Raw genomic sequence first — 16,524 nt, 5'->3', positions numbered from 1 at the left:
ATAGTTTACATGACTTCATTTAATCGAGTCTCGCTCGTTTCTTCAATCGCATTTGAATGTTGAACCGAACCATTTTGAGATTCCTTTTCTTTACGAAATTTCTGTAACATTTCTAAAATCATCCATAAAGGTACACCTTTGTCTTTTAGCATTTTCCATAAGTCTAATTCGCTAAATTTATGATCCGCTTGTTTCATTTCTTGTTCAGATGTACGAATATCAAATTTGATTAGATCATTAGATTTCTTATCTTCATGCTTAGTAGAAGAGATAGTATTATGCTCAAGATTAGATGGGGTTATTTTAGAAGGTTGAGCTAATGTATGAATGTTTAATCCGACTTGCATGCTTTTTTCCTCCTTTTCAAGCAATGAAATTAGTTTTCTTATGATTTTTAAATCCATTTAACATGAGGAAACTATATTTAATTATAAATTCAAATAATCAGATTTACAAGTTGTGTTATAAAAAGTAACTGCTTACTAGAATTAATATTTATCAACATTTGTATATGTTTTCTATATATACAACGTATATAAAATACTTTACATTATGTTTAAGTTAAAAACTGATTGTGTCAATCTTTTTCACAGAAAAATGAAAGCGTTTAATTAGGGGGAGAAAGTATGGGGAATTTATTTTTAAAAGTATGTTTTTTTACATTAGTGACTGTTTGTTCATTCGCAGCGAAAACAACTTACGCTGAAGAGAGACAACAAAATAATTATCCTATCATTTTAGTGAATGGATTTGCTGGATGGGGTAGGGAAGAAATGCTAGGGGTAAAATATTGGGGTGGTGTTCATGATATACAGGAAGACTTAAAAAGAAATGGTTATACAGTTCATACGGCTGCTGTTGGCCCTGTTTCTAGTAATTGGGACCGTGCATGTGAATTATACGCGCAAATTAACGGTGGAACAGTAGATTATGGTGCGGCACATGCTGAGAAACATGGACATAATCGTTTTGGTAGAACATATAGTGGTTTTGCACCGAATTGGAGTGAAACAAATAAAGTTCATTTAGTTGGGCATAGTATGGGAGGACAAACGACGAGAACATTAGTACAGCTATTAAAAGAAGGAAGTTATGAAGAAAAAAATTATATGAAAAATCATCCGAACACAAAGATATCACCACTATTTGAAGGTGGTAAATCGTATGTTCATAGTGTTACAACATTAGCAACTCCTCATAATGGGACAACACTTGCAGACGGGAGTCTTCTATTGCCATTCGTTAAAGATTTTCTCATTACAGCTGCAAGCTTAGGAGGAAACAATAATTTAACATTATATGATTTTAAATTGGATCAATGGGGTATGAAAAAATATGCTGGAGAGTCCTTTTTCCAATATACTGATCGTATTTTAAATAGTTCAATTTGGGAGAATACAAAAGATATTAGTCAATGGGATTTAAGTACTGATGGAGCAAAGGAGTTAAATAATTGGGTAAAGACGCAATCGGATGTATATTACTTATCCTATAGTGGACATGCATCGCAAGCAGCACCTATCACAGGTTTGCATCTACCGCATATAACAATGAATAAAGTGCTAATGGGGAATGCATTCTTCTTAGGCTCTTATGCAAGATATGAAGAAAACCGACCATTAATAGATACTTCTTGGTGGCAAAACGATGGTGTAGTAAATACAAATTCTATGATTGCGCCTGCGTCTAATACTTTTGTAAATAATAATGAGTCTTTACAAATTGGAAAATGGAATCATATTGAAACGAAAGCAAATTGGGACCATCTTGATATGGTAGGGCTTAGTGTTTCAGACACGTTAGGTTTTTCTAACATTCAAGAGTTTTATAGAACAATTGTTGGAAAATTATCACGTCTACCGAAATAGATAATATAAAGCGCTCTCGATGGAATTCGAGGGCGCTTTATATTATATTGAAAGAGGGATTTGGTATAAAAATATGGGGGGATATTATGAAAATTCAAATTGTATTATCAGGATATGGGACAGTAGGAAGAGAGTTTATAAAATTATTAAATGAAAAATATTTATATATAAATGAAACATATGGAATTGACTTAGTTGTTATTGGAGTGATAGGAAGAAATATTGCAATACATAACGGGAAAGGTTTGCAGATTAATGATTTATTGACGTATGGTGATGGTTCTGCTGCAATTGAAAAATATATCGAACATTATCCAGAGGAACGCGGAACGATTAATATAAATGGTACTGTATTGGTTGAATCAACTGCTACAAATCTTAAAAATGGAAATCCAGGGAAACAGTATATGAAACAAGCTATTGAAAATCAAATGGATATAGTAGCTATTTCAAAAGGTGCACTTGTTACAGCTTGGAGTGAACTGAATACAGCAGCACGTATTTCAGGCTCACGCATTCGATATAGCGGTGCAACTGCCGCGGCGTTACCGACATTAGACATTGGACAACTAAGTTTAGCAGGTTGCCATATTGAAAAAATAGAAGGAATATTGAACGGGACAACAAATTATATTCTTACAAAGATGCATGAAGAATATAAGACGTTTGAAGAAGCATTGCAAGAAGCACAAAATAAAGGAATTGCGGAGACTAACCCGTTATTAGATATAAGCGGGATGGATAGCGCTTGTAAATTATTACTTTTGACGAATAGTTTAATGGGAAACGATTATTCACTCAAAGATATAAAAATAAACGGAATAGAGCACGTTACAACGCAACAAATTCAAAATGCAAAGGAACAAAATAAATCAATTAAATTAATTGCATCAGCATATAAAGATGATAATGGAAAAGTAAACCTTAGTGTACAACCTTGTAATTTAGAGAAAGAACATCCGTTAGCAAATATAAATGGCACGGAAAAAGGAATTACGTTCTTTACAGATACAATGGGACAAGTCACTACAATTGGTGGAGCTTCTAATCCACGCGGAGCTGCAGCAGCTGCTTTAAAAGATGTAATCAATTTATATCGAAATGATTTATAGGCTTTATAACCGTACCGCTATTAATAAAAAATACATATGTAGTGGACCTTTTGAGAATGAAATAAATATGCAAAAATAATTGCAGGGGGTAAGAAATTGTTTAAAGATTTTAAAGTTGTAAAAGATCGTCCCGTTTATATTCAATTAAAGGATTATTTAAAAAAGATGATTATGAAAGGGCATTTGTTGGGGGACCAAAAAATCCCATCAACAAGGGAACTGAGTGAATTATTATCAGTGAGCAGAAATACAGTACTCTCTGCATATGCGGATTTAGAACAAGAAGGACTCATTTATGCAGTTAAAGGAAAAGGAAATTTCGTTGCGAAGGTGGATATAAGTAACACCTCGTCTGTTGAAATAGATTGGAAAAATAAACTTAATACAGTTACCATATTAGCGGATGAATTAGACTTAATGAAGCATGGAGTTCGCTGGGAAAAAGGAATGATTGTTTTTAATAGTATAGCCCCGGACGAAAAGCTATTTGATGTTGAAAATTTCAAAAGAGCTTTTCTTACTCGTATGTCCATTGAAGGGGATATCGTATTGAACTACGGATATGCAAAAGGTTATAGACCGTTAATGAATTATTTACTTCATTACATGGAAATGAAAGGTGTAGATATTTCGAACAAAGATATTCTAATTACAAATGGATTTACAGAAGGATTAGATATTGTGTTATCTTCTTTATCGAAGAAATCAGGGCGTGTTATTTGTGAGAACCCAACTCACCATGCTGCATTGAAGCTTTTTCGTTTACATGGACTTGAAGTTCATGGAATTAATATGAATGATGATGGTATTGATACGAATGAAGTAGAAAAAAGTTTGCGTGAAAAGGATTTTGATTTCGCGTATTTAATCCCTTCTTATCATAATCCAACTGGTATTGTTACGAGTTCGGAGAAAAGAACGGAATTGATGAGGTTATTTTCAAAATACAAGATCCCTATTATAGAGGATGGGTTTAATGAAGAATTACGTTATTCGGGTTCACATTTATCGCCATTATTAACTTTTGCAGGGGCTGGTAATAATGTGATTTATATTAGTAGCTTTTCAAAGGTACTTTTCCCTGGTTTACGTGTAGGTTGGATCATTGCAGATAAAGAACTGATACATTATTTAGAAAGTGTTAAAAGAGCCAGAACCATTCACACATCTACGTTAGATCAAGCTGTTCTGTTTCAATATTTACATGAAGGATATTTTGAAAAATATTTAAAAAAAGCAAGATCTGTTTATAAGAAAAAATATGAGTTAGCTGTTGGGGCGTGTAATCAGTACATTCCGTTTAAAAGAATGACTGGAGACGGTGGACTTCATTTGTTTATAGAGTTGGAAGAAAAAATTCAAGCCCGCACACTTTTACAAAAGTGTTATGAGAAAAGAGTTACGTTTTCTCCTGGAGATGTTTTTTACTCTGATGGAGGAGGAGCGAACACATTCCGATTAGGATTTTCACGTTTGAAAGAACAGGAAATTGTTAGCGGGATTCAAATAATTGGTGAAACTTTAAAAAATGAAACTTGGAGTTGAGAAAATGAGAATTGGCGTTATTATGGGAGGAGTATCCTCTGAAAAACAAGTATCAATTATGACTGGGAATGAAATGATTGCACATTTAGATAAGAGTAAATATGAAATCGTTCCAATTACGTTAAATGAAAAAATGGATTTAATTGAAAAAGCGAAAGACATTGATTTTGCATTGCTAGCATTACACGGAAAGTACGGAGAAGATGGTACAGTTCAAGGGACGCTAGAGAGTTTAGGTATTCCTTATAGCGGTAGCAATATGTTATCTAGCGGTATATGTATGGACAAAAATATTTCGAAAAAGATTTTGCGTTATGAAGGAGTAGAAACACCAGATTGGATTGAACTTACAAAAATGGAGGATCTAAAGCTTGAGGAGTTAGATAAATTAGGATTTCCGTTAGTGGTAAAACCAAACTCTGGCGGCTCAAGTGTTGGAGTTAAGATTGTCTATGATAAAAATGAATTAACCTCTATGCTGGAAACTGTATTCGAATGGGATTCTGAAGTAGTAATTGAGAAGTATATAAAAGGTGACGAGATTACATGTTCAATTTTTGATGGGCAACAGTTACCTATCATTTCGATTCGACATGCTGCTGTGTTCTTTGACTACAATGCAAAATATGATGATACTAGTACAGTTGAAGAAGTTATCGAACTTCCAGCTGAAATAAAGGAACGTGTAAATAAAGCGTCACTGGCTTGTTATAAAGCATTAAAATGTAGTGTTTATGCAAGGGTTGATATGATGGTGAAGGAAGGAATTCCATATGTAATGGAAGTTAATACATTACCAGGGATGACACAATCAAGTTTACTGCCAAAAAGTGCGGAAGCAGCGGGAATTAATTATAGCAAACTATTAGATATGATAATTGAAACTTCATTAAAAGTAAGGAAAGAAGAAGGTTTTTAAGGTAGTTATGTAATTAATTCTTTTGACAGTTCCACGAATTATGCTATGATAATTACAATACGACAACTAAATATTTGTCCACTAGGGGGGCCTCTTATAGGCTGAGATCAGATGAAATTTTGAGACTCTTAGTACCTGATCTGGTTAATGCCAGCGTAGGGAAGTGGGAAAGACGTTGCTATTTAACGAATAAATACTGTCAATTTCACTTTCTTTACGCCTGTAAAGAAAGTTTTTTTATTTTACAGCTTTAATAATTGTGGATAAATACGTATATTTTTTACATTATTTGGAGGGGATTAAATGACTTTTTCACAATCATTACGTAAAGAAGTAGATTCAATTTGGGAAGCAAGTTTTAACCATCCTTTTGTAAAAAAACTAGGCGAAGGAACATTAGATTTAGCTAGTTTTCGATATTATGTGCTTCAAGATTCTTATTATTTGAGTCATTTTGCTAGAGTACAAACGTTAGGTGCTGCAAAGGCTCTTGAATTAGAAACGACAGCTCGTATGGCACACCATGCACAAAATACGTATGAAGCTGAGTTATCATTACATGAGAATTTCGCAAAGAAATTAGGGATTACAAAAGAAGAAAAAGATAATTTTATTCCTGCGCCAACTGCATATGCATATACATCTCATATGTATCGTGCAGCTTATGAAGGGCATTTAGGAGATATTATTGCGGCTATTTTACCTTGTTATTGGTTATATTATGAAATCGGTGAACGATTAAAAGAATGTCAACCAGAAGAGCCAATTTATCAAGAATGGATTTCTGCATATGGATCTGATTGGTTCCGTACTCTAGTAGAAGAGCAAATCACACGATTAGATACGATCGCTGAAAAAGTAACAGAGGCAGACCGTAATCGTATGAGACAACATTTTATTTTTAGTAGTCAATATGAATATTCATTTTGGGAAATGGCATATACATTAGAAAAATGGCCGGTGAATGAAGAAGTTAAAGGTGTTATTTAATTAAGAGTGTATAAAGGGTATCGCTATATAAAGAGGCGATACCTTTTATTATATTTAGTTTCTGTAATTTTTTTGTAAATCATAGATAAAAAATATAATAATTCATTATAATGATTTTATAATATAAAGTCCCATAAGGAGGTAGTTATATGTTAATAGTTACTTTATATTAATTTGATTTTAATAATGTTTTATTTGTATAATCAAATGTAATTTAGCTATTTCCTTTAATGTGCTTGGTTAAAAATTGATTCGTTAATGCTTAAAAAATTGGTATCTTTTCTAGTATTACTCATGATCAATATAAATTAAGAGAGGAAGTATTAATAATATGGAAAAATTACAGTTATTAGCATTTAAAAATATAGTAGAACCCCTCTATAATGAGAAAGTATCGTATATTTATTTTCCTATTGAATGGCTTGAGATTGTAGAGATACATTATAGAACATTTTTATTAACGAGCAAATTAAAACTTGTAAATGAAAGATTGTATGAAATGTTTTCTGATATATTATTCATTCAGCATAATCCATATATATTAAAGGAAGATACGCCCTGGATTGTAGCAAAAGAACCAATGAAACAAGAACAGTTAGACTATATTTTCCAAAGCTGGTATGAGGTTATTCATGATTGGAAACCTAATAAATTAATAGATCCACCACATTTAGAATGGCAGTATGATTTAATTAGTAATTTACCAGCATTACATGATAAAAAAACGTTTTCTAAATGGGTACCAGCTCTAATTACTCATATTTTTTGCGAACAGCCTTTACGTATGGAAAATAAAAATGAGGAAGAAATATATTTTTCACCACTGCGATCACAACATGTTTCTGAAGCGATGTCTGAGCCAATTAAAGATGAAGAAACACATGATTATTTCTCTTATGTATATCGGTTTGAATACGTAACTCGTGGAGGTGAGAATATTCCGCTATTAAAAGTATCTGTAGGGATTAGGAGGTTTTATCAACAATATAAGATAATAAGTCAAATAAACCTTGATATAACAACGTTTGTTTGACTTATTTTTATGAAATGCAAACATTTTGCAAACATAAGTTATCCAAAGATGCTTTTACCAAAATTTTTAACAGCTTCTTCTTGCATGTTCGGTAAAACATGAGAATAAACATTTAATGTCATTGAAATATCTGTATGACCTAATCTTTCACTGATAATTTTAGCATTAACTCCTTGTTTTAATAGTATGGTTGCGTGTGTGTGTCTTAAGTCATGGAATTTAATTTCTTTTATGCCTGCATTGTGTGTCGTTCTAATGAAATGATTTCTGAAAGTTGCTCTTTTTATAACCATTCCAAACTCATTACAATTAATTAAATCCAAATCTTGATAAGCAGAACCAAATCTTAATTTCTCTTTATTAATTGTAATCTTATGCTTTTTTAAGGATTCTATTGTTTCTTTAGGCACAGGAATTGTGCGTTTTGACGAATTTGTTTTTGCCGTTTTTTTGATTTTATTGTTATGACCAGATGTTTGATTTATTGTAACAGTATGTTTTTCAAAATCCACGTCCTGCCATCTTAAGCCTAGAACTTCTCCCAGACGCATACCCGTAGTTATTGCAAGTAGATATCCAATGTGATATGGTGATTCTTGTGAATGCAATAGAAACTTTTTTACTTCTTCCTCTGTCCAAGTCTGGATAGAGGTTTTTTCTTTTTTTGGTATCTCAGCAAAAGCAGCTGGATTTCGAGAAATAACATTTTGTTTTACAGCTAGATTTAAAGAACTCTTTAAAATTCTATGCATAAGCAGAATGGAATTGTTTGTAATACCTTTATCTATAGAGGATTTATAACATTTTTGAATGTGCATAACATTTAATTTATGGAGCGAAATCATTCCTATACTAGGTATAACATGTTGGTTGATAAATGCCCTATAGCAAGCAAAGGTACTCTCTTCTATGCTCATACTTTTAATTTCTAGCCAATGATTTAGGTAGTCCTTTAAAGTAACTTTAGATGGCTCTATAAATGTCCCTTCATTCAACTCTGTAATCTTTTTCGCGACATCAGCCTGTGCTTCTTTTTTTGTATTATATCCAGAAAACCACTTCTGTCTTCTTTTTCCTGTCTCCGGATCAGGACCGATATCAATAACAATACAATACTTATTTCCTCTTTTTCGAATATGTCCTTTCACTTAAAACACTCCTTCATTTGTTTTGAATCATGTTGTATAAGTCTAGTTGTAATTTTGCTGCTATGAAAATTACATGTTTGGACATATCAGCGATGGATACATTTTACCATATATGAACAAATTCAGTTATAGGATATGATTGTCAGTTGATGTTAAATAATAGTAGAATATTAGTAGATTCAGATGAAGAGAGGAGGGGAGAATATGGGAGAATTTGCAAAGGACCCTGGTGGGCACAGAGTAACTGATCCTGGTGTAGGTTGGCATAACGAACCAGGCGGTGGTGGTTGGAAATGCAACGAAGAACCTGGAACAGGATGGAAATCGATTTTAGGTCCAGGTACAGGTGTATAACAAAGGGGGAATAGCGGAATGAACAGTTACATAAAAGACCCAGGCGGTGCAGGTGGAAGTCCGTTATCATATGACCCAGGTGGTGGCGGCGCTGGCTATGAAAAGGAACCAGGTGGACATAAGATGATTGAACCTGGTGGTGGAGGTTTGAAAAATTCGACTGATCCAGGAGGATGGTAATTATGTTATTTTACTCAAAAAAATCACAAGACCTTGGGCCAGGCGGGGAAATGGGTATGTATGATCTAGGTGCAGGCTACACGAAAGACCCAGGAACAGGGATATAAAAAAAGAGAGCATTGTGCTCTCTTTTTTTGTTAGCAAAAATATGTTAATTTTTACGGTTATGATTGGATATAAGATCTCAAAACAAAAAATGCATAATTACATATTTTATTCCATCGAGCACGAGGAACGTTGCTATATAGCGTTTTTTAAACTTTCTCAACAATTGTCAGGTAACTCCATGACCGAATTTTGGGAAATTTATGTTATTATAAACGAAATAACTGGAACGAAAAAAAGACTCACAGCGTGTACAAGTAGTGCTCGCAACACTCTTGTACCGTTCGCCCGACTCACCAGGGGAACATCTGCCATAAGTCTATTTCCGGTCACTTCATGAGTAACATTTACATTATAACATGCCGATATTACTAAATCATTACTATGGTATGAATTTCCTGTTTAGAATTTGAGGAAAAGAGCGAAGCGTCTTTGGTCCAAAGGGAGGAACAAGAAGTGTGGAAAGTTTTAAATGTAATTGAAGGAGAATTGTATGTAGCTGGATTTAGGAAAAAACAGTTAGCTGATTATTGGGGTGTTAAGCCAGCTACTGTAACCAAAGTTTTTAAAGGGACTAATGATATAAGCTTTGGCTATCTTTCAAAGACGCTTATTTTATTAAAGAAAAATTTAATTTCACAATCAAAAATTGTTTCCCAATATATATCAGAGACAGATCCTAAACCTGAAAATATAAGAGAGGCTATGGAAGATCTTGCTCTTAGAGGAAAGTTCGACTTGTTGAAAGGAATTATAGATCAAGAAATTATTTCTGAAGTAAATGAAAATAAAGAGTTCGCTGAAGTATATGAGATTCTTTATAAAAGATATCATGAAGGGTTGAGAGCTTCTGCATACTTTGAATTATTACGCAAAAAAAGCAAAAGTGTTAAAACAACTGAAATGGAAATACTGATAGAAATTTTATTATGCCAAGCTCAATATCAGTCTGGGAATTACAAAAGTTTGTACAAGAGATTAAAAACAGTTAACGATAAAATCAATGATATAACAAATAAGTTTATAAAAGAGTGTCTGTTTTTGAGATATAAAGAAGCGATTGCTGTTACTTCTTTACAAGGTGGAGAAATAGACAAGTCACGTTTAACATGTCGAGATATATTAGATGAATTAGAATGGGATGATTTTTTTTCGCTACCAAAACTTAATGCATATTTGAAAATGGGTGAGTCATTAATATTCGAACCTGAAAATTATGAAAGCGCCAAGTTTTATTTGGAAAAAACCCTAGAATTATTAGGGAATCCTACTTGCAAAGGGTTAGAAAATAAATGGGAACTTGTACAACAAACTTTATCATTTTTAAAGATTCATCACCAAAGAGATTTAGATACTTTAGACTTTGTACATTCTAGTGAAAAGGCATATCTGATGATATTACAAGGAGATTCATTAGAAGCCAGAAAAATACTATTAGACTTAAAAGAGAAAAATGGAGAACTGACAGATGTTCAAACAGCGTATTACGCTCTTACATGTGAAGGTAAAGAGAAGGAAGAAATACTACGAAAGTCCTTATTGATGTGCCAAAAGTCTGGTAATATTCATTATTCGCAATTACCTAAAATATACTTGGGTTTAATTTGAAAAAATGGTATAATTATCTCCGAAAGAAGAGGTGAAAATATTGAAAAGAATATTAGCATTATTACCAATTTTATTAGTAGCAGGATTGTTCACTTTTTCTACTGATAGCCAACAAACAGATAATAAACAAGAAGCGTCTAAACCTGTCGTTCAGCGTATGATGACTGATCCAGGCGGAGGCTGGTAGTAAATCCTAGTTTCGTGACTGATTTTAATTAAATATAAATTAAAAATGACATCGTCTTAATTGACGATGTCATTCGTATTTTACGGAGAAATTTCCCTTTTGGGGAAAATGATAAAAAAGTAATTAATTCCAAAAATATACAAAATAGGATGCGGGGGAATTGGAGATGACAAGAGACGAAGTATTAAAAGCTTTTCTACAAGGTGTGGCTATTACTTCAAACAATAAAGAAGATAAGATTGATGAATGTATCGAAATAGCGTTTGAACAAGAAAAGAATAGCCACGCCTCATAATGGGTTTGGCTATTTTATCGATTTATTATTAAGTTGTTCGAAGCTTTCCATCATACTTTCCATTTGTTTTAACACAATCGCTTGTTGATCTTCAGAAAGTCCATCCATTCTTTCTTTCATCTGTTTGAATTTTTTATCAAGTATTTCATCTAATTCTGGCTCGTCACTTCTATTAAGTAAATAATCCGTTGTTACATTAAAATAATTGGCTATTTTTTGTAGTGTTTTTGTACCTGGAGATTTTTTTCCCTCTACATAATAATATATAGACACGTGACTAAGACCTATTGCGTCAGCTAATTGTTGCTGAGTTATTCCTCTACTATTAATCAATTCCTTCAATCTTTCGTAATTGAACATTAAAAACACCCCTATTAGTCTTCTTTTATATTTTCATTAGTTTTTTTATAAAAGGATATAAATATATATGTTTTTATATTTTCTTTTGTTTTTATTATATATTAACTAACAGTTAAGTTGAAAGAGGGAAATTTATATGTTTTTTTATTGAAAAAGACTTGCGCTTAACCGTAGGTTAAGTTATTATGTGATTAACAGCTATTATAGAAGAAAGGAGTTGCTTATGAAAACTCTAAAACAGCTAAGAGAAGAACGTGGTTATACTTGTAAGGATGTAGCAGAAGCTGTTGGTATCACTGAACCTTATTATTGGTACATAGAAAATGGAAAAAGACGTCCTTATTATGATTTGGTTGTAAAAATCGCAAATTTCTTTGATGTTAAATTAGATAATATTAAAATTTTTTACCCTTAACTTAACTGCTTGTTAAGTTAAAAAGTTAAGTTGAGAGAAAAAGGAGGAAAGAAAATGGGTATAGATCAAATCATTAAAGAATCCATCCGTGAAGTTGTTCGCGAAGAAATACAAGCAGCACTAGCTACATTCCAACAACACTCGCAACCCAATAAGGTAATGAGGGTGAAGGAAGCGGCTGCTTATCTTAATATCGCAGTTTGTAGAATGTATGAATTAGCCAATCATCCACACTTTCCAGTGATTAGGGAAGGTCGCAAACTACTTTTCCTGCAAAAGGACTTAGAAGCTTGGCTTGAAGCACAAAAGGAGGTGATTTAGTGGAAAATCCAGCATCGTTAGCAATATTCGGAATGCTAATTGCATGTAGTACATGGATTGCTAATATCACGTACGAACCAATTAAAAAATGGGCTTGGAGTGATGTAGAACAAAAGGAAAAGACCCACGGCAATGGGTCTCTTTAGAAAAAACACTTGTTATTAGTATATCACGAAAGTAGGGAAATAGTACATGCACTTAGTTCATTATCAAGTGCTGTTACCTAATAAATTCTGGGAATTAGCAAAAAGAAAATAAGAGTTAAAACTGATGATTAATCAATACTTCAGTGATGGTTATCCGCATTATGATATTCAACAAATTATCAAAATTGGTACATCACACATAGCAATCTGTATAAGGAGATAAATACATATGACGAATATCGTAACTGAAATTGGAGGGTTAAATTTCAAAGGTAATGTGGTAGACCATGAATGGTTTAATTACATCACTTTTAGTAATGATAAGCCTCATATTGTAGCAATTATGGTACTGAGCGAAATTGTTTACTGGTATCGACCAACAGTTATTAGAGATGAAGTTACTGGAAGGGTTACTTATAAGAAAAAATTCAAATCGGATAAGCTTCAAAAGAGTTACCAGCAATTAGCAGAGACATTTGGTTTTTCGAAAATCCAAGTAAAACGAGCTTGTGACTTATTGGTGGAAATGAGCTTAATTGAAATTGAATTTAGAACAATTATTGTAAATGAAATAACGCTAAACAACGTAATGTTTGTTGAGCCAAAAGTAAATGAAATAAAAAGTATTTCTAGTATGTATCAACAAGTAGAAGAAGACCCTATTGACTTGGAAGTAAAGAGGGTCGTCACTTCCAAGTCAGGAACCTCTTCACTTCAAAGTAAGGGAGCTCCTAACTTTAAAGTAAGGACAAATACAGAGATTACTACAAAGAATACTACAGAGAATGTAGGTAGTAGTAACGTCTTCTCATTCTATGAAAATAATTTCGGGATTTTAAATCCATTCGTAGCCGATAGTATTACCCAATGGGCAAACGATACAAGCGAAGAACTTGTACAGGCAGCCATGGAACGTGCATTGAAACAACAGAAAAAATGGAACTACGCTGAGGGGATTTTAAAACAGTGGGCTAATAAAAACATTTGTACATTAGAAGATGTTCATGCGTCAGAAGCTGAGTTTAAAAACAAAGGTAAAAAAGGGGAGAAAAACAATGCAAGCAATCAAAAAGATAGTAGCTTCATCGACAAATACGACTTCAAGAAACGCTAGTCAAAGATATGTACTGTCTCCTAATAGATGCACGAATGTCTTTTTAGTAGGGAAAGAAAAATTTAAAGACGTTTGTAGTAAACGCATGTTGATAGATATAGAAACAAATGAGGAATTTTGTCCTCAATGTAGATCGGTAGAAAAAGAAGATCAGAAATTAGCTATAGAGACACTAGCTATAAAAAAGAAAAACGAAATCATTCATTTATATGATTCATTTGCTGATAACAGCTTAATAAATGACAAACTCAAGAAAGCTACATTTGAAAATTATGTACCAACAAAAAAAGAATTGGCTGATGCTAAAGAAACGATTATGGATTTTGTTACTTCATTCAATAGAGAAGAGCCAACAAGCATGATAATAACGGGTGATTATGGAGTAGGGAAAAGCCATTTGTGTGTGGCAGCCACTAAAGAACTTATGAAAAAGGGTCACAGTGCAATGTTTATTCAAATGAATAAGCTATTTACAAAAATTAAATCAACTTGGAATAAAAACAGTGAAATGAAAGAGGACAAGCTTATGTCCCTACTAGCAAAAGTTGATGTCTTGATTATCGATGACTTTGGAGCGGAATTCACGGAGAAAGATAAAGAAGGTGTCACTTGGAAGCAAACGAAGACAAACGAAATTGTAGATAGTCGTATAGGTAAAAGTACTTTATTTACTACCAACTTTAACATTGGTGAATTGGCAGGAATGTATGGAGAACGTGATTTTAGTCGGATGATGGAAAATGCCGAAATGTTAGAAATGCATGGGGATAATTATAGATTACGCAATTTTAAAAAGGGGGAATAACAATGTGTGCATTATGTCATGATACAGGAATTATTCGTAAAGAAACTTATCCAGGTGTAATTGAAACGAACGGTTGTAATTGTGAAGTAGCAAAGCAACAGCAAGCAGAAAATGATAATCGTTGGCAAGCATGGTTAATAAAATTCGAATCAATGAAACAAGAGTTACAACGTAATAAACAACAAAAAGTTAGTTAACAAGGGGGAGAAAGCTATGAAAAATACAGGTGTTGCAAGAAAAGTGGACGAGCTAGGGCGTGTAGTAATTCCGGTAGAGTTACGCAGAACCTTGGGGATTGCTGAAGGAACCGCACTAGACTTTCATGTTGATGGGGAAAACATCGTTTTAAGAAAACATGAAAAGTCATGCTTTGTAACGGGTGAAGTTTCCGAATCAAACATGGAATTGCTTGATGGTCGAATGTTTTTAAGTAAGGAAGGCGCAAGTGAGTTGCTGGTCCTCATTCAGAAGAGTGGGATGACACATGCCTAAGCAGCTAAATATATTCGATGTAGAGCCAGCAATTTGTGAGTTCGATGTGATGAAAGCAAATGTGAAGAAAGGAACTGGACGCGTTACATATGCTGATGTACGTGTCCAAGTTCCAAAGAGTGCAAAGGGTACGGATGAATTACCTCGCACTACTAAACAAGATGATCGCTATGACATCTTTGAACAATATGTAATGGCAATTTGGCGATTTCAGCGCGCGTTAGATAAGTTCTTTAATTGGGATACAGCTGAAGAGTTGTGTAAGGCAGCAAGGGATAAAAAAGAAGCTATTCCTATAAGGATTTATTTAGGAAGTGGCTTTAAACCTGATGTTGTCGAGTACATGCGGTAGTAAAAGGGAGAGGGACATATGAAAAAAATAGAAATCGATGTTAGTAGCAACAAACTTTTAATAGTGAAGGACGGAAATGTAACAGCAGTAAATCCACCAATGAGCGGATTTGGTGAGCAAGTCGCTGTATGGATTAACGGTAAAGTGGATCGTGTGGATACTAAGTTTACTGAAAAGATAAAATAATTATTTTTGTGTAAGGAGTGTACCAAATGAATGAATTAAATATTCGTGTGGTATTGGAAGAAGTAAATTTTCTTTGGGACTTAAGAAAGGTATTTCACTTTCGTGAGCTATGGAATAGCAACTGTAGTTTTGCTGAGATTGTAAAAGAACTTAAAAGAAAACCAATTGAAATTGCAGTGCTTATTTTAGATCAAGTGGATAAGTACAAGATTCATAAACGCTCTATTGGATTAGGGGAAATTGGTACCGGAAATGTAAGGAGCAAATCAAATAGTGAGTTACCTCCATATGTATATATCACTTTAGAGGAAATGGACTTCCTTTGGAAAGCGACAGATATAGAACGTTTCAAAGATTTATGGGTGAAGCGGTTCAGTATTGAAGATATAGCAAACAGGCTAGGAAGGCATCAAATTGAATTAGCAGCGTTAATATTAGACCAGTTTGGTTTAGAGTACATGCTTAATAGTTTGATAAAAACAGAAAAACGGGTTTCTTAATTAAATTATTGAAGGAGCGAGTAAAAATGAAAGCAATGGAAAACGGTGTATATGTAACAGCTAAATTAGTTAGTGAATCAAAGGGTGGACAAGCTGTAATGAATATCAATCAAATTTGTGAATTAGATCAATATCAAGAAGCCGCATTACGTACATGGAATACAAATAACGATTTCGGTGGACGTGTTTTAAATGCAGCATTAGGGCTTACGGGAGAAGCTGGTGAAGTTGCTGATATTGTAAAAAAAGCAATTTTCCATGGTCATGGATTTGATCCGGCTCATTGTCCAGGAGAAGAAGAAGGGAATACGTATAAAATCGCTTTAGAGCTGGGGGACATTTTGTACTACATTTCAATCATGTCTCACGAAATGGGATACACCCTAGAAGATATCGCTCAAATGAATATATCTAAACTAACAACAAGATACCCAGACGGATTTAGTCGAGAAGCTAGTCAAAAACGTGTTGATGTGAAGTAAGACCAAA

25 protein-coding genes and 1 riboswitch are annotated in these 16,524 nt (G+C 33.5%); of the genes, 22 read left to right on the top strand and 3 right to left on the bottom strand.

From position 1 onward, the window contains the following. Positions 1–5: 5 nt before the first annotated feature. Entirely contained in the window at positions 6–347 is a 342-nt protein-coding gene (locus MHH59_RS13700; RefSeq protein WP_002127670.1) for a DUF3914 domain-containing protein, read from the bottom strand. 279 nt (positions 348–626) lie between these two features. Here MHH59_RS13700 and MHH59_RS13695 point away from each other — a divergent pair, with 279 nt between their 5' ends. From MHH59_RS13695 to MHH59_RS13670, 6 genes are all read left to right on the top strand, one after another. After that, positions 627–1,868: an esterase/lipase family protein gene (locus tag MHH59_RS13695; RefSeq protein ID WP_003189482.1), complete on the top strand. Its 1,242-nt coding sequence runs from the start codon at positions 627–629 to the stop codon at positions 1,866–1,868. 86 nt (positions 1,869–1,954) lie between these two features. Then, positions 1,955–2,980: a homoserine dehydrogenase gene (locus MHH59_RS13690; protein WP_002127667.1), complete on the top strand. Its 1,026-nt coding sequence runs from the start codon at positions 1,955–1,957 to the stop codon at positions 2,978–2,980. A 96-nt stretch (positions 2,981–3,076) separates the two neighbouring features. Beyond that, the gene (gene pdxR, locus MHH59_RS13685) at positions 3,077–4,525 is read left to right on the top strand and encodes a MocR-like pyridoxine biosynthesis transcription factor PdxR (protein ID WP_003189486.1); all 1,449 of its coding nucleotides are present in this window, start codon (positions 3,077–3,079) and stop codon (positions 4,523–4,525) included. A gap of 4 nt (positions 4,526–4,529) precedes the next feature. Then, positions 4,530–5,444: a D-alanine--D-alanine ligase gene (locus MHH59_RS13680; protein ID WP_002185707.1), complete on the top strand. Its 915-nt coding sequence runs from the start codon at positions 4,530–4,532 to the stop codon at positions 5,442–5,444. A 73-nt stretch (positions 5,445–5,517) separates the two neighbouring features. Then, positions 5,518–5,623, top strand: a riboswitch (TPP riboswitch). A 124-nt stretch (positions 5,624–5,747) separates the two neighbouring features. After that, positions 5,748–6,434, top strand: coding sequence for a thiaminase II (gene tenA, locus MHH59_RS13675; RefSeq protein ID WP_002032475.1), 687 nt, complete (start codon positions 5,748–5,750; stop codon positions 6,432–6,434). Positions 6,435–6,765: 331 nt separating this feature from the next. Continuing rightward, a complete protein-coding gene (locus tag MHH59_RS13670; protein ID WP_050000399.1) occupies positions 6,766–7,467 on the top strand; it encodes a pPIWI_RE module domain-containing protein in 702 nt (233 codons plus the stop codon). A gap of 38 nt (positions 7,468–7,505) precedes the next feature. Here the strand turns inward: MHH59_RS13670 and MHH59_RS13665 are convergent, their stop codons facing one another. Next, positions 7,506–8,615: a site-specific integrase gene (locus MHH59_RS13665; protein WP_199626737.1), complete on the bottom strand. Its 1,110-nt coding sequence runs from the start codon at positions 8,613–8,615 to the stop codon at positions 7,506–7,508. Between the two features lie 204 nt (positions 8,616–8,819). On the opposite strand from MHH59_RS13665, the gene MHH59_RS13660 reads away from it, so the two are divergent. The 5 genes from MHH59_RS13660 (at position 8,820) to MHH59_RS13640 (ending at position 11,344) form a co-directional block, all read left to right on the top strand. Next, complete coding sequence (locus MHH59_RS13660; protein WP_199626736.1) at positions 8,820–8,969, top strand: hypothetical protein; 150 nt, start codon at positions 8,820–8,822, stop codon at positions 8,967–8,969. A gap of 18 nt (positions 8,970–8,987) precedes the next feature. Beyond that, positions 8,988–9,149, top strand: coding sequence for a hypothetical protein (locus MHH59_RS13655; RefSeq protein ID WP_340851494.1), 162 nt, complete (start codon positions 8,988–8,990; stop codon positions 9,147–9,149). Positions 9,150–9,710: 561 nt separating this feature from the next. Further along, positions 9,711–10,862 (top strand): AimR family lysis-lysogeny pheromone receptor, encoded by a 1,152-nt coding sequence (locus MHH59_RS13650; protein ID WP_106408228.1) that lies wholly within the window; start codon positions 9,711–9,713, stop codon positions 10,860–10,862. A 40-nt stretch (positions 10,863–10,902) separates the two neighbouring features. Next, entirely contained in the window at positions 10,903–11,049 is a 147-nt protein-coding gene (locus MHH59_RS13645) for a complement C1q protein (protein ID WP_088074297.1), read from the top strand. A gap of 166 nt (positions 11,050–11,215) precedes the next feature. Continuing rightward, positions 11,216–11,344, top strand: a complete 129-nt coding sequence (locus MHH59_RS13640) for a hypothetical protein (protein ID WP_272938034.1) — start codon at positions 11,216–11,218, stop codon at positions 11,342–11,344. Positions 11,345–11,353: 9 nt separating this feature from the next. Here the strand turns inward: MHH59_RS13640 and MHH59_RS13635 are convergent, their stop codons facing one another. Beyond that, positions 11,354–11,704 carry a helix-turn-helix domain-containing protein gene (locus tag MHH59_RS13635; RefSeq protein ID WP_088074295.1) on the bottom strand — a complete coding sequence of 117 codons (351 nt, stop codon included), beginning with the start codon at positions 11,702–11,704 and terminating at the stop codon, positions 11,354–11,356. A gap of 223 nt (positions 11,705–11,927) precedes the next feature. On the opposite strand from MHH59_RS13635, the gene MHH59_RS13630 reads away from it, so the two are divergent. The 11 genes from MHH59_RS13630 (at position 11,928) to MHH59_RS13580 (ending at position 16,517) form a co-directional block, all read left to right on the top strand. Continuing rightward, positions 11,928–12,119: a helix-turn-helix domain-containing protein gene (locus MHH59_RS13630; protein ID WP_050000403.1), complete on the top strand. Its 192-nt coding sequence runs from the start codon at positions 11,928–11,930 to the stop codon at positions 12,117–12,119. A gap of 54 nt (positions 12,120–12,173) precedes the next feature. Continuing rightward, on the top strand, positions 12,174–12,440 hold the full coding sequence (locus MHH59_RS13625) for a helix-turn-helix domain-containing protein (protein WP_340851480.1): 267 nt from the start codon (positions 12,174–12,176) through the stop codon (positions 12,438–12,440). After that, positions 12,440–12,586 (top strand): hypothetical protein, encoded by a 147-nt coding sequence (locus MHH59_RS13620; protein WP_165763982.1) that lies wholly within the window; start codon positions 12,440–12,442, stop codon positions 12,584–12,586. Before MHH59_RS13625 ends, MHH59_RS13620 begins: the two co-directional genes overlap by 1 nt. Positions 12,587–12,815: 229 nt before the next feature. Then, on the top strand, positions 12,816–13,700 hold the full coding sequence (locus MHH59_RS13615; protein WP_340851474.1) for a DnaD domain-containing protein: 885 nt from the start codon (positions 12,816–12,818) through the stop codon (positions 13,698–13,700). After that, on the top strand, positions 13,642–14,505 hold the full coding sequence (locus MHH59_RS13610) for an ATP-binding protein (RefSeq protein ID WP_340851473.1): 864 nt from the start codon (positions 13,642–13,644) through the stop codon (positions 14,503–14,505). Before MHH59_RS13615 ends, MHH59_RS13610 begins: the two co-directional genes overlap by 59 nt. 2 nt (positions 14,506–14,507) lie before the next feature. Beyond that, positions 14,508–14,702 carry a hypothetical protein gene (locus tag MHH59_RS13605; RefSeq protein WP_340851471.1) on the top strand — a complete coding sequence of 65 codons (195 nt, stop codon included), beginning with the start codon at positions 14,508–14,510 and terminating at the stop codon, positions 14,700–14,702. A 16-nt stretch (positions 14,703–14,718) separates the two neighbouring features. After that, positions 14,719–14,997, top strand: a complete 279-nt coding sequence (locus MHH59_RS13600; RefSeq protein ID WP_050000408.1) for an AbrB/MazE/SpoVT family DNA-binding domain-containing protein — start codon at positions 14,719–14,721, stop codon at positions 14,995–14,997. Further along, a complete protein-coding gene (locus MHH59_RS13595) occupies positions 14,990–15,349 on the top strand; it encodes a cell division protein SepF (RefSeq protein ID WP_340851468.1) in 360 nt (119 codons plus the stop codon). Before MHH59_RS13600 ends, MHH59_RS13595 begins: the two co-directional genes overlap by 8 nt. An 18-nt stretch (positions 15,350–15,367) precedes the next feature. Further along, positions 15,368–15,535, top strand: a complete 168-nt coding sequence (locus MHH59_RS13590) for a DUF3954 domain-containing protein (protein WP_000717825.1) — start codon at positions 15,368–15,370, stop codon at positions 15,533–15,535. Positions 15,536–15,561: 26 nt separating this feature from the next. Then, positions 15,562–16,035: a sugar ABC transporter substrate-binding protein gene (locus MHH59_RS13585; RefSeq protein WP_340851466.1), complete on the top strand. Its 474-nt coding sequence runs from the start codon at positions 15,562–15,564 to the stop codon at positions 16,033–16,035. A gap of 26 nt (positions 16,036–16,061) precedes the next feature. Next, the gene (locus MHH59_RS13580; protein WP_340851464.1) at positions 16,062–16,517 is read left to right on the top strand and encodes a nucleoside triphosphate pyrophosphohydrolase family protein; all 456 of its coding nucleotides are present in this window, start codon (positions 16,062–16,064) and stop codon (positions 16,515–16,517) included. Positions 16,518–16,524 lie beyond the last annotated feature (7 nt).

Source organism: Bacillus sp. FSL E2-0195, assembly GCF_038003645.1.
Classification (GTDB): Bacteria; Bacillota; Bacilli; order Bacillales; family Bacillaceae_G; genus Bacillus_A; species Bacillus_A mycoides.
The sequence above is the reverse complement of the archived record's forward strand: the minus strand, read 5'-3'. Positions and strand labels throughout refer to the sequence as shown.

What these genes read in the sequence shown, in the direction of transcription:
- MHH59_RS13700 (WP_002127670.1), bottom strand. Translation starts at nt 347, where the DNA reads ATGCAAGTCGGATTAAACATTCATACATTAGCTCAACCTTCTAAAATA.
- MHH59_RS13695 (WP_003189482.1), top strand. Translation starts at nt 627, where the DNA reads ATGGGGAATTTATTTTTAAAAGTATGTTTTTTTACATTAGTGACTGTT.
- MHH59_RS13690 (WP_002127667.1), top strand. Translation starts at nt 1,955, where the DNA reads ATGAAAATTCAAATTGTATTATCAGGATATGGGACAGTAGGAAGAGAG.
- MHH59_RS13680 (WP_002185707.1), top strand. Translation starts at nt 4,530, where the DNA reads ATGAGAATTGGCGTTATTATGGGAGGAGTATCCTCTGAAAAACAAGTA.
- tenA (WP_002032475.1), top strand. Translation starts at nt 5,748, where the DNA reads ATGACTTTTTCACAATCATTACGTAAAGAAGTAGATTCAATTTGGGAA.
- MHH59_RS13670 (WP_050000399.1), top strand. Translation starts at nt 6,766, where the DNA reads ATGGAAAAATTACAGTTATTAGCATTTAAAAATATAGTAGAACCCCTC.
- MHH59_RS13660 (WP_199626736.1), top strand. Translation starts at nt 8,820, where the DNA reads ATGGGAGAATTTGCAAAGGACCCTGGTGGGCACAGAGTAACTGATCCT.
- MHH59_RS13655 (WP_340851494.1), top strand. Translation starts at nt 8,988, where the DNA reads ATGAACAGTTACATAAAAGACCCAGGCGGTGCAGGTGGAAGTCCGTTA.
- MHH59_RS13640 (WP_272938034.1), top strand. Translation starts at nt 11,216, where the DNA reads ATGACAAGAGACGAAGTATTAAAAGCTTTTCTACAAGGTGTGGCTATT.
- MHH59_RS13635 (WP_088074295.1), bottom strand. Translation starts at nt 11,704, where the DNA reads ATGTTCAATTACGAAAGATTGAAGGAATTGATTAATAGTAGAGGAATA.
- MHH59_RS13630 (WP_050000403.1), top strand. Translation starts at nt 11,928, where the DNA reads ATGAAAACTCTAAAACAGCTAAGAGAAGAACGTGGTTATACTTGTAAG.
- MHH59_RS13625 (WP_340851480.1), top strand. Translation starts at nt 12,174, where the DNA reads ATGGGTATAGATCAAATCATTAAAGAATCCATCCGTGAAGTTGTTCGC.
- MHH59_RS13615 (WP_340851474.1), top strand. Translation starts at nt 12,816, where the DNA reads ATGACGAATATCGTAACTGAAATTGGAGGGTTAAATTTCAAAGGTAAT.
- MHH59_RS13610 (WP_340851473.1), top strand. Translation starts at nt 13,642, where the DNA reads ATGCAAGCAATCAAAAAGATAGTAGCTTCATCGACAAATACGACTTCA.
- MHH59_RS13605 (WP_340851471.1), top strand. Translation starts at nt 14,508, where the DNA reads ATGTGTGCATTATGTCATGATACAGGAATTATTCGTAAAGAAACTTAT.
- MHH59_RS13600 (WP_050000408.1), top strand. Translation starts at nt 14,719, where the DNA reads ATGAAAAATACAGGTGTTGCAAGAAAAGTGGACGAGCTAGGGCGTGTA.
- MHH59_RS13595 (WP_340851468.1), top strand. Translation starts at nt 14,990, where the DNA reads ATGCCTAAGCAGCTAAATATATTCGATGTAGAGCCAGCAATTTGTGAG.
- MHH59_RS13590 (WP_000717825.1), top strand. Translation starts at nt 15,368, where the DNA reads ATGAAAAAAATAGAAATCGATGTTAGTAGCAACAAACTTTTAATAGTG.
- MHH59_RS13585 (WP_340851466.1), top strand. Translation starts at nt 15,562, where the DNA reads ATGAATGAATTAAATATTCGTGTGGTATTGGAAGAAGTAAATTTTCTT.
- MHH59_RS13580 (WP_340851464.1), top strand. Translation starts at nt 16,062, where the DNA reads ATGAAAGCAATGGAAAACGGTGTATATGTAACAGCTAAATTAGTTAGT.